The following is a 13,678-nucleotide window of genomic DNA, read 5'->3' on the forward strand; positions in this document are numbered from 1 at the left end:
ACTGCCCCGCACCACTCCATGGAACTGCACATCACCTTCCAGGGCCGCAAGGACCTGGGCGAGCAGCTGTACCGCCAACTCTTTGATGCCATCGACAGCGGTCGCCTGGCCGCCGGCACGCAGCTGCCTCCCACACGGCTATTGGCCACGCAACTGGGCGTGTCGCGCAAGACCGTGGCCGACGCCTACAGCGCGCTCACCTACGACAACCTGCTCAGTGGCCAGGTAGGCCGCGGCACCTTCGTCAACGCCCGCCCCACTGCCCGGCCTGCGGCGGCCAGCACCTCGCCCCTGGCCAGCGCCGCCGTGGTCGCCATGTGGCGCGACATGCCCATGCCGCTGGCCCAGGCCGCCGCCCAGGGGCGTGCCCGCTACGAGTTCATCGGCGGCGCCTCGCTGAAAACCCAGTTCCCCTTCGATGCCTGGCGTCGCTGCACCCTGCATGCCTTGCGCCAGTTCACCCGCTCGCGGATGCTGCACGGCGACCCACAAGGGTTGCCCGAACTGCGCGAAGCAGTGGCCCGGCATATCGGCTTCGCCCGCGGCGTACAGGCCAGCAGCGAGTCGGTGCTGATCACCAACGGCGCACAACAGGCGCTGGACCTGGTGGCCCGCGTATTGATCGAGCCGGGCTGCAAGGTGGTGATGGAAGACCCCGGCTACCCCCCTGCCCGCCTGCTGTTCAAAGCCCAACGCGCCGAGGTGATCGACGTGCCCGTGGACGCCGAAGGCCTGTGCGTGGAGCTGATCCCCGACGGCACGCGACTGATCTATGTCACCCCCTCGCACCAGTTCCCGCTGGGCATGCCCATGAGCCTGGCACGCCGCGAAGCCCTGCTGGCCCGTGCCGCGCAACTGGGTGCGATCATCATCGAAGACGACTACGACAGCGAATTCCGCTACCAGGGCCCGCCCACCGACTCGCTGCAGAGCCTGGACCGGCACGGCCTGGTGGCCTACGTCGGCACCTTCTCCAAGACCCTGCTGCCCGAACTGCGCCTGGGCTATGCGGTGCTGCCGGCGGCCATCCTGCAGGCGGTCAAGGTGGCCAAGCAGTTGAGCGACTGGCACACCCCCACGCTCAGCCAGTGGGCGCTGGCCAAGTTCATCGCCGAAGGTGAACTGCTCAAGCACGTACGCCGCTGCTTCGACATTTACAGCGCCCGTCGCGAACGCATCCTGCAACGCCTTGACGGCGACCTCGCCCCTTGGCTCAAGGCCGTGCCGGCCACGGCCGGCTACCACCTGACGGCGCTGTGCCAGCGCCCCATGGACCTCGACCTGCTGGTAACCGTGGCGCGTCAGGCCGATGTCGGCCTGTACCCGATCACGCCCTTCTTCAGCCAGCAGCCACCGGTACCAGGCTTGCTGCTGGGCTTCGGCGCCATCGACCTGCTGGACATCGACACCGCCCTGGACCGGGTGCGGGAAATCCTGCTGCAATTGGCCCCCTTGTAAAGGGGCCAATTGGCTATTCGAACCCTTGCAGCCCGGGCTTAAGGTAGCACCCACACACCTTCTGCACTGGAGCCAAGCAAATGAGCAATCGCATCGAATGGGCCAAACAAGCACCCGACGCCTACAAAGCCATGGTCGGACTGGAAATGGCCCTGGGCAAGTCTGGCCTCGAAAACTCCCTGCTGGAGCTGGTACGCCTGCGCGCCTCGCAGCTTAACGGCTGCGCCTACTGCGTGAACATGCACGCCAACGATGCGCGCAAGGCTGGCGAGACCGAAGCGCGGCTGCAAACCCTCACCGTCTGGCAGGAAACCCCGTTCTTCACCCCGCGTGAGCGTGCGGCGCTGGCCTGGGTGGAGAGCCTGACGCTGTTGTCGATCCAGCATGCGCCGCAGGATCAGTATGAGGCGCTGCTCGAGCATTTCAGCGAGGTTGAAGTGGTGAACCTGACCCTGGCCATCGCCACCATCAATGCCTGGAACCGGTTTGGGGTGGGGTTTGCGATGGTGCCTCAGGGCTGAAATCGCGCCGTCTGCATCGCGGCCAAGGCCGGCTCCTACCACGATCGGCGTAGGAGCCGGCCTTGGCCGCGATGCAGGCGACACGGTTCATCTGCAGCTAAACATGCCGAGCCCGATAAGCCCCCGGGCTTTCCCCCGTCCACTTCTTGAACGCCCGATGAAACGCACTGGTCTCCTGAAAACCGGTGCGCTGCGCTACATCGGCAACGCTCAAGCCCGCACTGCGCAAACACTCACACGCCATCCCCCGCCGCACCTCATCCTTGAGCTGCTGATACGAACACCCTTCACGCTCCAGTTGCCGCCGCAAGCGCGTCGCCGACAACCCGCACGCCTGTGCCATGCTGACCAGCGTCGGCCATTCCCCGTACTGACTGCCCCGCAAGCGCCGATGCACCTGCGCCACCAGCCCCTGTGGGTTGCGGTAGCGAATCATCAACCACTGCGGCGCCGTGCGCAGAAACTGCTTGAGCCCGGCCAAATCTTGCACCATCGGCAGGGCCAGCACACTGGCGGCGAATTCGATTTCGGTCTGGGCGGCGCCAAAATTCAGGTTTGGGCCCCACAGCAGTGGGTCGTCCTCCAGCGCCGGCCGCCGGTGATGAAAGTCCACGCGGTCCAGGCTGATGCGCCGCCCGCCCAGCCAGCACAACAGGCTGACCATCAGCACGGCGAAGGTCTCCTCGGCATACCCGCGCCGCTCGGTGTCGCCGCTGTAGGCCAGGGTGATCAAGGCCCGTGTGCCGCGCACACTCAGGCTGCCGCGAATATCGCGCAGGAACAGGCCGAAGTTGCCCAGGCACTGGCGCATGGCCTTGCCCAGCGTGGGCTCCTGGATTAGCCCGCGACAGATCAGTGCGAAGCTGCCAGGCGGCATGCCGTGGCTGTCCAAACGAAAGAATTCGTCGTGCAGATTGCGGATCTGAATCAGCCACAACGCCGCAAAGGCACTGGCCGGCACCCGTGCATGACTGTTATCCAGCAGGCGGCTGTCGATGCCCGCCTCGGCCAATACCTCGGCCCGCCGCTGGGGCTGATCGCGCAACGCATGCAGCATGGAATCAACAAAATAAGCCGCGACCGAATCGGTTTCACGAAGCACCGCAACAACACTCCCCACGGCAAACAGTGGCAAAAAATGACAGGACGACCGGGCAGTTTCGGCATAGGCCCGGCCCGCCCGGGCGCCTAGACTTGCAGAGATTACACGCCAAGGCAGGAGACTTTCATGCACACCCCGGAAATTTTCGTCGTCAGCGCCGTGCGCTCGGCCATCGGCAGTTTTGGCGGCTCGCTCAAGGACGTGCCGCCCACCCAATTGGCCACCGACCTGGCCGTGGCCGCCCTGCAACGCTCGGCACTGGCCCCCGAGCACATCGGCCACGTGGTATTCGGCACCGTGATCCCCACCGAACCCCGTGACGCCTACGTGTCGCGCGTGGCCGCCATCAACGCCGGCATCCCCCAGGAAACCCCGGCGTTCAACGTCAACCGCCTGTGCGGCTCGGGCCTGCAAGCCATCGTGTCGGCGGCGCAGAGCCTGTTGCTGGGTGACGCCGGCGCCGTGCTGGCCGGTGGCGTGGAGTCCATGAGCCGTGGCCCCTACCTGCTGCCGCAAGCCCGCTGGGGCGCGCGCATGGGGGATATTCAGGCGCTGGATTACATGCTGGGCGTGCTGCACGACCCGTTCGCCGGCATTCACATGGGTATCACGGCGGAAAATATCGCGGAAAAATTCGGCATCACCCGCCAGATGCAGGATGACCTGGCGCTGGTCAGCCAGCAGCGCGCCGCCCGCGCCATCGCCGAGGGCCGCTTTGCCTCGCAGATCGTGCCCATTGAGATTGCCACGCGCAAAGGCGTCGTCAGTTTTGCCGAGGACGAGAACGTGCGCGCCGTGGACGCCGAGCAACTGGCGAAAATGAAGCCGGCGTTCAAGAAGGACGGCAGCGTCACCGCCGGCAACGCCTCCAGCCTCAATGACGGTGCCGCCGCCCTGGTGCTGGCCACGGCCGAAACCGTGCGCGCGCACAACCTCACCCCGCTGGCACGCCTGGTGGGCTACGGCCATGGTGGCGTCGAGCCGGCGCTGATGGGCCTGGGGCCGATCCCCGCCACCCGCCAAGTACTGACCAAAGCCGGCCTGCGGGTGCAGGACCTGGACGTGATCGAGTCCAACGAAGCTTTCGCCGCACAAGCCTGCGCCGTGGCCCGGGAGCTGGATTTCGACCCGGCCAAGGTCAACCCCAATGGTTCGGGCATCTCCTTGGGTCACCCGGTAGGCGCTACCGGCGCCATCATCGCAACCAAGGCCATCCATGAGCTGCAGCGCACTCAGGGCCGTTACGGCCTGGCCACCATGTGCATCGGCGGCGGCCAAGGCATTGCCGTGTTGTTCGAACGCGTCTGATCACCCGTAGCCGCTGCCGGCAGGCTGCGCTGGCCCGTGTAAGCCCTGAAGATTTTCAGCGAAATACAGGGCCAGCGCAGCCTGCCGGCAGCGGCTACATATCGAGGATTGAACTATGCAATTGCAACGTATCGCCGTCATCGGCGCCGGCACCATGGGCAACGGCATCGCGCAGGTGTGCGCGCTGTCGGGCTACCAAGTCATCCTGGTGGACATCAGCGACGCCGCCCTGGACAAGGGCCTGGCCACCCTGAACAAGAACCTGCAACGCCAGGTCAGCAAAGAGACGCTGACCCAGGCCCAGGCTGACCAGGCCGTGGGCCAGATCACCACCAGCACCGACTACGCCCGCCTGGCCGACGCGCAGCTGGTGATCGAGGCGGCCACCGAGAACCTGGGCCTGAAACTGAAGATCCTCAAGCAGATCGCCGACCACGTCAGCGACACCTGCGTCATCGCCTCCAACACCTCGTCGCTGTCCATCACCCAACTGGCCGCCAGCGTCTGCGCCCCGGACCGGTTCATCGGCCTGCACTTCTTCAACCCGGTACCGATGATGGCCCTGGTCGAAGTGATCCGCGGCCTGCAGACCAGCGACGCCACCCACGCCCTGGCGCTGGAGGTCAGCGGGCGTCTGGGCAAGACCGCCATCAATGCGGGCAACCGCCCGGGATTCGTGGTCAACCGCATTCTGGTACCGATGATCAACGAGGCCATCCTGGTGTTGCAGGAAGGCCTGGCCAGCGCCGAGGACATCGACACCGGCATGCGCCTGGGCTGCAACCAGCCGATCGGGCCGCTGGCCCTGGCTGACCTGATCGGGCTGGACACCTTGCTGGCGATCATGGACGCGTTTCTGGAAGGGTTTGGCGACAGCAAGTACCGCGCCGCGCCGCTGTTGCGCGAGATGGTCGCGGCCGGTTACCTGGGGCGCAAGGCTGGGCGGGGGTTTCATTCCTACACCTGACGGCCTCAGCCGCAGCCGCCGGCATTGAGACCGCGTCGCCCGCATCGCGACTAAAGTCAGCTCCTACCCCGTCCGTGGTAGGAGCCGGCCTTGGCCGCGATGCAGACGCCGCGGACCCGTAGCAGCTGCCGCAGGCTGCGTCACGGCCAATGCGGCGTGTCACACATTGCGCGGCGCCTGTAACGCGGCCTCGCGGCCGCTGCTACGCTAAATGAATAACCAGAAAAAACCGCAGAGGCCGTGTATGAAGACCGTTGCAGAATTGCTCAAGCTCAAGGCACAGCACAACCAGCAAGTGCACACCATCGGCCCCGACCAGATGGTGGTGGACGCGCTGCGCCTGATGGCCGAGAAAAACGTCGGCGCCCTGCCGGTGGTGCAGGATGGCGCCGTGGTGGGGATCGTCAGTGAACGTGATTACGCCCGCAAGGTGGTGCTGCTGGGGCGCTCCTCGGTGGGTACGCCGGTGCGCGACATCATGAGCGCCAAGGTGATCACCGTGGACCCGCACAAAAGCATCGACGACTGCATGAACATGATGACCGACGGCCACTTGCGCCACCTTCCTGTGGTGGAAGACGAGCAATTGATCGGCCTGTTGTCCATCGGCGACCTGGTCAAGCAGGCCATTGCCGAGCAGGCCGACCTGATCCGCCAGCTGGAGCAATATATTCGCGGCGAGTAGGCGCGCGTCCGGGGCCGTGCAGGTATACTGCGCGCCCCCGGGGACGGCCCCGGACACTACCTTGCATGCCCGGAGCACCCCACATGACTGTCGATCAACACGCACCTGCCGACGCCCAGCCCGAAGAAACCGGCAGCGACAGCCAGCCGGCCGTGCCTTCCTTCAGTTTCCCGTTCAAGCCCGGCGCCTTCGCCGCCGCGAAAAAAGCCGCCACCTACCCCGGCGCCGGCAAGTCCAACCACGACAAGACCCCAGGCCGCGCGCCCAACGGCACCCGCCGTTCGATGGGCAAGCGCTGACCCTCAGCGGTTGACGTCCACCACGACACGCCCGCGCACGCTGCCGGTCATCAACTGATCGGCCATTTGGACCGCCTGGCTCAAACCCACTTCCTGGCTGATCACGACCAGCAGGTCGCGGTCCAGATCACGGGCCAGGCGGTCCCAGGCTTCGACGCGGTCGGCCTTGGGCCGCTTGACGCTGTCGATGCCCAGCAATGACACCCCACGCAGGATGAACGGCGCCACCGAGCCGGGGAAATCCATGCCCTGAGCCAGGCCGCAGGCGGCTACCGCGCCGTGATAACGGGTGGTGGCGCAGACATTGGCCAAGGTGTGGCTGCCTACCGAATCCACCGCGCCGGCCCAGCGTTCCTTGCCCAGCGGCTTGCCGGGTGCCGACAGGCTTTCACGGTCGATGATGTCGCGCGCGCCCAGGCGTTTCAGGTAATCGTGCTCGCTGCTGCGGCCCGTGGACGCCACCACGTGGTAACCCAGCTTGGCCAGCAGCGCGATGGCGAAACTGCCGACGCCGCCATTGGCGCCGGTCACCAACACTTCCCCCTGGTCCGGGGTAACACCGTGTCGCTCCAGCGCGATAACGCACAGCATGGCGGTGTAGCCGGCCGTGCCGATGGCCATCGCTTCGGCCGCGGTAAAACCCTTTGGCAGCGGGATCAACCAGTCGCCATTGAGCCGCGCTTTCTGCGCCAGGCCGCCCCAGTGCCCCTCGCCCACGCCCCAGCCATTGAGCAGCACCGCATCGCCCGCCTTGAAATCCGGGTGTTCGCTGCTGTGCACCGTGCCCGCCAGGTCAATGCCCGGCACCATGGGAAAGCTGCGCACCACCGGCCCCTTGCCGGTAATGGCCAGGCCGTCCTTGTAGTTCAGGGTGCTGTAGGCCACATCAATGGTCACATTACCGGCCGGCAGTTGCGACTCGTCCAGCACCTGTACTGCGGCGCGCTGCCCCTGCTCGTCCTTGTCGATCACAATGGCGTTGAACATGCTGCTCTCCTTGTTTAGACCGAATGTCTTTAAATAGAGTTGAAAAAGCCGGCGGTGCCGGCTTGCAGTGGATCAGATCTGGAAGAATGCCGAGCGCAGGAAACCACTGACGAAGGTGCGCATGGGTTGCGCATCGCGCAGCAGCCGTGCACGCAGTACCGCGCCTTCCCAGCCAGTCCAGAAAAACGCGGCCAGCTCGTCGCAATCGGCGTCCTTGGGCAGGTCGCCCGCCGCCTGGGCGGCCTTCAGGCAGGTGCTCAAACGCTGCTGCCAGTCGGCGAAAATCGCTTCGATGGCCTCGCGGTAGCCTTCAGGCAGCACGGAAATTTCCTGCCCCAGGTTGCCCACCAGGCAGCCACGGCGGTAATCGTGTTTGGCCATGCCGGTCTGCGCGTCCTCGACAAAGCCCAGCAGGCGCTCCAGCGGCGCGATGGACTCGTCCAGCAGCCAGTGGTCCAGCTTGCGGGCAAAGTACTGCGCGTAGTTGTCGAGCAAGGCCCGGCCGAAGGCGTCCTTGCTGGCGAAGTAGTGATAGAACGAGCCCTTGGGCACCCCGACACGCTTGAGAATCATGTCGATGCCGGTGGCGCTGAAGCCCTGTTCAGTAAGGATTTCGGTACCGCAACGGACCAGCAGCTCACGGGTGTCGTAATGCTCGCGAGGCACCTTGGGAGGGCGGCCGGGTCTGCGGGGGACGGGTGCTTGGGTTGGCGTAGTCATGACAACGGATATTAGACTGGCCGTCTCAATTGTCAACTGGTTGATTTGTGTCACCGAACATTCTGCGTCGTCTGCATCGCGACTAAAGTCGGCTCCTACACCGTGCGTGGTAGGAGCCGGCCTTGGCCGCGATGGCTGGCAACGCGGTAGATCAGGCAGGGCAACGGGGGGTAGGCAGTTATGGCGCTTCGCTATATATTCCGCTGCATAACGAGAATATTTATGCAAAGGAGCTTCACGATGTCTGTCGCTATCCCCCGCCTCGCCCTGCTCGGCCTGTTCGCCGCGTTGGCCTTCAACGCCCACGCCGATGAAGTGCAAGTGGCCGTTGCCGCCAACTTCACCGCGCCGATCCAGGCGATTGCCAAGGACTTTGAGGCCGACACCGGCCACAAGCTGGTCGCCGCGTATGGCGCCACCGGCCAGTTCTACACGCAGATCAAGAACGGCGCGCCGTTCGAGGTGTTCCTGGCGGCCGACGACACCACCCCGGCCAAGCTTGAAAGCGAAGGCGACACCGTCAAGGGCTCGCGCTTCACCTACGCCGTCGGCACCCTGGCGTTGTGGTCGGCCAAGGACGGTTACGTCGACGCCAAGGGGGACGTGCTCAAGGCCAACCAGTACCAGCACCTGTCCATCGCCAACCCGAAAGCCGCGCCCTACGGGCTGGCCGCCACCCAGGTGCTGGACAAACTGAAACTGACTGAAGCCACCAAAGCCAAGATCGTCGAAGGCCAGAACATCACTCAGGCCTACCAGTTCGTGTCCACCGGCAACGCAGAGCTGGGCTTCGTCGCCCTGTCGCAGATTTTCAAGGACGGCAAGGTCACCAGCGGCTCGGCCTGGATTGTGCCGGCCAACCTGCATGACCCGATCAAGCAGGACGCCGTGATCCTCAACAAAGGCAAGGACAGCGCCGCCGCCAAGGCCCTGGTGCAATACCTCAAGGGACCTAAAGCCGCCGCCATCATCAAGTCCTACGGCTACGAACTCTGATGCCGCTGGACGCAAGCGACCTGTCGGCCATTTGGCTGACGGTCAAGCTGGCGTCGCTCACCACCCTGTTGCTGCTGGTGATCGGCACGCCGATCGCCTGGTGGCTGGCCCGCACCCGCTCGCGCCTGCGCGGGCCGGTGGGGGCGGTGGTGGCGCTGCCGCTGGTACTGCCCCCTACCGTGATCGGTTTTTACCTGCTGTTGGCCATGGGGCCCGCCGGTTTCATCGGCCACGCCACTCAGGCGCTGGGCCTGGGCACCCTGACCTTCAGTTTTGTGGGACTGGTGATTGGCTCGGCCATCTATTCGCTGCCGTTCGTGGTGCAGCCGTTGCAGAACGCCTTCACCGCCATCGGTGACCGCCCGCTGGAAGTGGCCGCCACCCTGCGTGCCAGCCCCTGGGACTGCTTCTTCAGCGTGGTGGTGCCCCTGGCCCGCCCCGGTTTCGTCACCGCCAGCATCCTGGGGTTTGCCCATACCGTGGGCGAATTCGGCGTGGTGTTGATGATTGGCGGCAATATCCCTGACCGTACCCGCGTGGTCTCGGTGCAGATATACGACCACGTGGAAGCCATGGAATACGGCCAGGCCCACTGGCTGGCCGGTGCCATGCTGATTTTCTCGTTCCTGGTGTTGCTGGCCCTGTACGCCCGCGGCCACGCCAAAGCCCGCTGGAGTTGACCCGTGGCCACGACTATTGCGGCGCGCATCCGCCATCGCCTTGCCGATTTCACCCTGGACGTTGACCTGCAACTGCCCGGTCGCGGCGTCAGCGCCCTGTTCGGCCAGTCCGGCTCGGGCAAGACCACCTGCCTGCGCTGCCTGGCCGGCCTTGAGCGTGCGGACCAGGCCTATATCGAGGTTAACGGCCAGGTCTGGCAGGACAGTCAGCGCGGTGTGTTCCTGCCCCCGCATCAGCGGCCGTTGGGCTATGTGTTCCAGGAAGCCAGCCTGTTTGCCCACCTGAACGTGCAGCGCAACCTGGAATACGGCTGGCGACGCATCCCGGCATCGCAACGCCAGGTCGATCTGCATCAGGCGTGCGAGTTGCTGGGCATCGGCCATTTGCTCACGCGCATGCCCGGCAAACTGTCGGGTGGCGAGCGCCAGCGCGTCGGTATTGCCCGCGCCCTGCTGACCAGCCCCGGCCTGCTGTTGATGGATGAACCGCTGGCCGCGCTGGACAGCCAGCGCAAGGCCGAGATCCTGCCGTACCTGGAGCGTCTACACGACGAACTGGACATCGCCATTGTCTACGTCAGCCACGCCCAGGACGAAGTGGCGCGCCTGGCCGATCACCTGGTGCTGCTGGACCAGGGCCGCGTGCAGGCCAGCGGACCGGTCACCGAAACCCTGGCGCGGCTGGACCTGCCGTTGGCGTTGGGGGATGACGCCGGGGTGGTGATCCAGGGGCGCGTCGAGCACTACGACGAGGCCTATCAACTGCTCAGCCTGAGCTTGCCGGGCAGCGACCTGCGGGTGCGCGTCGCCCATGCCCCCATGACGGTGGGCAGCGCGTTGCGGGTCAAGGTGCAGGCCCGCGATGTCAGCCTCAGCCTGGACGACCACGGCCAGAGCAGCATCCTCAATCGCCTACCGGTGACGGTCACCGGGCAGCGCGTGGCTGATAACAACGCCCACGTGCTGGTCAGCCTCGACGTGGCGGGCACGACGTTGCTGGCGCGCATCACGCGCTACTCGTGGGATCAGTTGGGTTTGACAGTGGGCAGCCGCGCCTGGGCGCAGATCAAGGCGGTGGCCGTGCTGGCCTGAAGGAATGCAGGGGCGCCGCGTTGACGCCCCCGCAGGCAATTACCCCAGATGCGTGACCAGCTTGGTCACCAGGTAAGCCTCGATAGCCTCGGTGCCGCCCTCCGAGCCATGGCCCGAATCCTTGATCCCGCCAAACGGGATTTCCGGCAGGCCGATGCCCAGGTGGTTGATCGACAGCATGCCCGCCTCCACCCGGTCGCTCAGGGCCTGGGCGGTTTTTGACGTGCTGGTGAAGGCGTAGGCCGCCAGGCCATACGGCAGACGGTTGGCTTCAGCGATGGCGTCATCCACGGTATCGAACGGCACGATCAGCGCCACCGGCCCGAACGGTTCTTCGTTCATCAGGCGCATGCTGGTGTTCAGGCCGCTGATCACGGTCGGCGCGAAGAAATAGCCAGGCCCGGCGATGGCCGCGCCGCCCAGGTGCACGGTGGCGCCTTTGCTGCGGGCATCGTCCACCAGTGCCTGCAAGGCCGGGGCGCGACGCTCGTTGGCCAGCGGGCCCATGGTGGTGCTGGCTTCCAGGCCGTTACCGACCTTGACCTTGCCGGCCAGCTCGACGAAGCGGGTCAGGAAGGTTTCGAACACTTCACGCTGCACCAGGAAGCGCGTCGGCGACACGCACACCTGGCCTGCGTTGCGGAACTTGGACGCCACCAGTGCCTGCACAGCCTTTTCAACGTCAGCGTCAGCAAAGACGATGGCCGGAGCGTGACCGCCCAGCTCCATGGTGGCCGGCTTCATGTGCAGGCCGGCCATGGCGGCCAGTTGCTTGCCCACCGGCGTGGAGCCCGTAAAGGTGACTTTGCGGATCACCGGATGCGGAATCAGGTAGCCGGAGATATCGGCAGGCACGCCATACACCAGGCCGATCACGCCAGCGGGTACTCCGGCGTCGGCAAAGGCGCGGATCAGTTCGGCGGGCGATGCCGGGGTTTCTTCCGGGGCCTTGACGATGATCGAGCAGCCAGCGGCCAAGGCCGACGACAGCTTGCGCACCACCTGGTTGATCGGGAAGTTCCACGGTGTGAACGCGGCAACCGGGCCCACGGGCTCGCTGATCACCCGTTGCTCGATGCCCTGGGCGCGCGACGGCACGATGCGGCCGTAGCTACGGCGGCCCTCTTCGGCCAGCCAGTCGATCATATCGGCGGCAGCCAGGGTTTCGGCGCGGGCTTCAGCCACCGGTTTGCCCTGTTCCAGGGTCATCAGCGTGGCGATGCTGTCGGCGCGCTCGCGCACCAGTTCGGCGGCCTTGCGCATGATTTTGTAGCGATCGAACGCGCTGACCTTGCGCCAAGTGTCGAAGCCCTGCTGGGCGGCGGCCAGGGCCTTGTCCAGGTCGGCGATATCAGCGTGGGCGACGCTGCCGATGGTTTCGCCGTTGGCGGGGTTGATGACTGGAATGCTGCGCCCGTCGGCGGCGTCCTGCCATTGACCGTTGATATACAACTGCACCTGCGGATACATACGCGTCTCCCGTTCACTTGGATGGATGTCTCTACCCTAACGCCCGAGGCCCATCCCAGCAACCGTCAATACTGACCCGCCGCTGGTCTTGTAGCAGCTGCCGAAGGCTGCGTCACAGGCGACGCGGTGTGCCAGCCAGTGCGCGGCGTCCGTGACGCGACCTGACGGCCGCTGCTACAGGACGGTGTCGTCCAAGATGCTGCTCAGGCTGCCTCTATCGAGGCGAGCACACCGCGCCCGCTGCTTGGGTCAGCGGGTTCCAAACTGACCTCCATGCCATTGCGCACGGCAATGGCCCGCACAATCGACAAGCCCAATCCGGACCCCACCTCGTCACTGCCCAGGCTGCGATAGAACGGGTCGAACACTCGCTCGCGATCCTGCGGCGCAATGCCGGGCCCGTTGTCACGCACCCACAGCCGCACCCCACCCTGCTCCACCGTCAGCCCAAGGTCTACGCGGCCTTCGTGCGGCGTAAAGCGGATCGCGTTATCGACCAGGTTTCTGATCATCACATGCAGGTCCACCGCACTGATCGCCACGGCCACATCAGGCCCCGGCTCCACGCCCAGGTCGATGCCCTTGCGGGCCGCCAGCGGCAGCAAGTCTTCAAGTACTTGCCGGTAGACCTGGTGCACCGAGGTCGTGGACGTCGAAGGCCCGGCATCGGCCTGCGCACGCGCCAGGGACAACAGTTGCTCGACCACCTGTTTGCCGCGCTCGATGCCCCGCTGCAGCGTCAGCAGGCGAGTGCGCGCCTCATCTGACAGGGCCGCGGCCGCAAGGCGCTCGCCTTGCAGCGACAAGGCGGTCAAGGGTGAACGCAGTTCATGGGCAGCGTCGGCCACAAAGCGTTGTTGTTCTTCCATGGCTTGGGCGACACGGGCCAGCAAGCCATTGATCGCCACCCCGAACGCGCGGATCTCCACCGGCAGATGCCCCTCGTCAATGGGGTGCAACTGGCGCTCGTCGCGCTGCTCGACCTCGGCCGCCAGCGTTGCGATGGGGCGAAACATTTTGCGCACCAGGTCGGCCACAACGATCAACAGCACCGGAAACAGGATCAGGAATGGCAGCACGCCACGCCAGGCACTTTCGCGCGCGTCGCGATCACGTCCGCCGGTTTCCTGGGCGACCACGATGCGCTGCCCATCCGCCAGGGTGCGCACCAGGGGCGGGATAGCCCAGGGTCATGCCCTGGCGCTCGAACAGCACGGCCATCTGGCGCAAGGTGTTGTCCTGCATTTCTAGGGCTTCCTCGAATGCAGGACAGACTGAGGGCGCGTTGAGCCGAGCATCTGTGCGGATGCTTTGCACTGTGGGAGATTCTATGCTTGTGGGCAACCTGGACCGGCCTCTCGCGAGCAAGCTTTGCTCCCACAGTGTCAAGCCA

General features: G+C 65.5%; 14 protein-coding genes. 9 read left to right on the top strand and 5 right to left on the bottom strand.

Annotated elements, in window-relative coordinates; all coding sequences use genetic code 11:
* Nucleotides 1-18 precede the first annotated feature (18 nt).
* Both pdxR and ACZ9GA_RS12210 read left to right on the top strand, forming a co-directional pair.
* Nucleotides 19-1,458, top strand: a complete 1,440-nt coding sequence (gene pdxR, locus ACZ9GA_RS12205) for a MocR-like pyridoxine biosynthesis transcription factor PdxR (RefSeq protein ID WP_457363747.1) — start codon at nucleotides 19-21, stop codon at nucleotides 1,456-1,458.
* 80 nt (nucleotides 1,459-1,538) lie between these two features.
* Nucleotides 1,539-1,979 carry a carboxymuconolactone decarboxylase family protein gene (locus ACZ9GA_RS12210; RefSeq protein ID WP_457362430.1) on the top strand — a complete coding sequence of 147 codons (441 nt, stop codon included), beginning with the start codon at nucleotides 1,539-1,541 and terminating at the stop codon, nucleotides 1,977-1,979.
* Between the two features lie 97 nt (nucleotides 1,980-2,076).
* Here the strand turns inward: ACZ9GA_RS12210 and ACZ9GA_RS12215 are convergent, their stop codons facing one another.
* On the bottom strand, nucleotides 2,077-3,036 hold the full coding sequence (locus tag ACZ9GA_RS12215; RefSeq protein WP_457362429.1) for an AraC family transcriptional regulator: 960 nt from the start codon (nucleotides 3,034-3,036) through the stop codon (nucleotides 2,077-2,079).
* Nucleotides 3,037-3,207: 171 nt separating this feature from the next.
* On the opposite strand from ACZ9GA_RS12215, the gene ACZ9GA_RS12220 reads away from it, so the two are divergent.
* The 4 genes from ACZ9GA_RS12220 to ACZ9GA_RS12235 all read left to right on the top strand — a co-directional run bounded on the left by ACZ9GA_RS12220 (nucleotide 3,208) and on the right by ACZ9GA_RS12235 (nucleotide 6,340).
* Nucleotides 3,208-4,389, top strand: a complete 1,182-nt coding sequence (locus tag ACZ9GA_RS12220) for an acetyl-CoA C-acyltransferase family protein (protein ID WP_457362428.1) — start codon at nucleotides 3,208-3,210, stop codon at nucleotides 4,387-4,389.
* A 115-nt stretch (nucleotides 4,390-4,504) separates the two neighbouring features.
* Entirely contained in the window at nucleotides 4,505-5,356 is an 852-nt protein-coding gene (locus ACZ9GA_RS12225) for a 3-hydroxybutyryl-CoA dehydrogenase (RefSeq protein WP_457362427.1), read from the top strand.
* A 244-nt stretch (nucleotides 5,357-5,600) separates the two neighbouring features.
* Nucleotides 5,601-6,041 carry a CBS domain-containing protein gene (locus tag ACZ9GA_RS12230; protein WP_457362426.1) on the top strand — a complete coding sequence of 147 codons (441 nt, stop codon included), beginning with the start codon at nucleotides 5,601-5,603 and terminating at the stop codon, nucleotides 6,039-6,041.
* Between the two features lie 83 nt (nucleotides 6,042-6,124).
* Nucleotides 6,125-6,340, top strand: coding sequence for a hypothetical protein (locus ACZ9GA_RS12235; protein WP_455921078.1), 216 nt, complete (start codon nucleotides 6,125-6,127; stop codon nucleotides 6,338-6,340).
* A gap of 3 nt (nucleotides 6,341-6,343) precedes the next feature.
* Here the strand turns inward: ACZ9GA_RS12235 and acuI are convergent, their stop codons facing one another.
* The gene (acuI, locus tag ACZ9GA_RS12240; RefSeq protein WP_457362425.1) at nucleotides 6,344-7,327 is read right to left on the bottom strand and encodes an acrylyl-CoA reductase (NADPH); all 984 of its coding nucleotides are present in this window, start codon (nucleotides 7,325-7,327) and stop codon (nucleotides 6,344-6,346) included.
* 72 nt (nucleotides 7,328-7,399) lie between these two features.
* Nucleotides 7,400-8,047: an acrylate utilization transcriptional regulator AcuR gene (gene acuR, locus ACZ9GA_RS12245; protein ID WP_457362424.1), complete on the bottom strand. Its 648-nt coding sequence runs from the start codon at nucleotides 8,045-8,047 to the stop codon at nucleotides 7,400-7,402.
* Between the two features lie 240 nt (nucleotides 8,048-8,287).
* Between acuR and modA the strand changes: the two genes are divergently transcribed.
* The 3 genes from modA to modC are packed head-to-tail and all read left to right on the top strand — an operon-like array spanning nucleotide 8,288 to nucleotide 10,815.
* Nucleotides 8,288-9,043: a molybdate ABC transporter substrate-binding protein gene (modA, locus tag ACZ9GA_RS12250; protein ID WP_457362423.1), complete on the top strand. Its 756-nt coding sequence runs from the start codon at nucleotides 8,288-8,290 to the stop codon at nucleotides 9,041-9,043.
* Nucleotides 9,043-9,723: a molybdate ABC transporter permease subunit gene (gene modB / locus ACZ9GA_RS12255; protein ID WP_457362422.1), complete on the top strand. Its 681-nt coding sequence runs from the start codon at nucleotides 9,043-9,045 to the stop codon at nucleotides 9,721-9,723. The genes modA and modB overlap by 1 nt, the downstream gene beginning before the upstream one ends.
* Before the next feature lie 3 nt (nucleotides 9,724-9,726).
* Complete coding sequence (modC, locus tag ACZ9GA_RS12260; RefSeq protein ID WP_457362421.1) at nucleotides 9,727-10,815, top strand: molybdenum ABC transporter ATP-binding protein; 1,089 nt, start codon at nucleotides 9,727-9,729, stop codon at nucleotides 10,813-10,815.
* A 39-nt stretch (nucleotides 10,816-10,854) separates the two neighbouring features.
* Here the strand turns inward: modC and ACZ9GA_RS12265 are convergent, their stop codons facing one another.
* Together ACZ9GA_RS12265 and ACZ9GA_RS12270 are read right to left on the bottom strand one after the other, a co-directional pair.
* Entirely contained in the window at nucleotides 10,855-12,285 is a 1,431-nt protein-coding gene (locus tag ACZ9GA_RS12265) for an NAD-dependent succinate-semialdehyde dehydrogenase (RefSeq protein ID WP_457362420.1), read from the bottom strand.
* A 203-nt stretch (nucleotides 12,286-12,488) separates the two neighbouring features.
* Nucleotides 12,489-13,454, bottom strand: coding sequence for an ATP-binding protein (locus ACZ9GA_RS12270; protein ID WP_457362419.1), 966 nt, complete (start codon nucleotides 13,452-13,454; stop codon nucleotides 12,489-12,491).
* Between the last annotated feature and the right edge of the window lie 224 nt (nucleotides 13,455-13,678).

The sequence above is a fragment of the Pseudomonas sp. TE3644 genome, assembly GCF_056278815.1.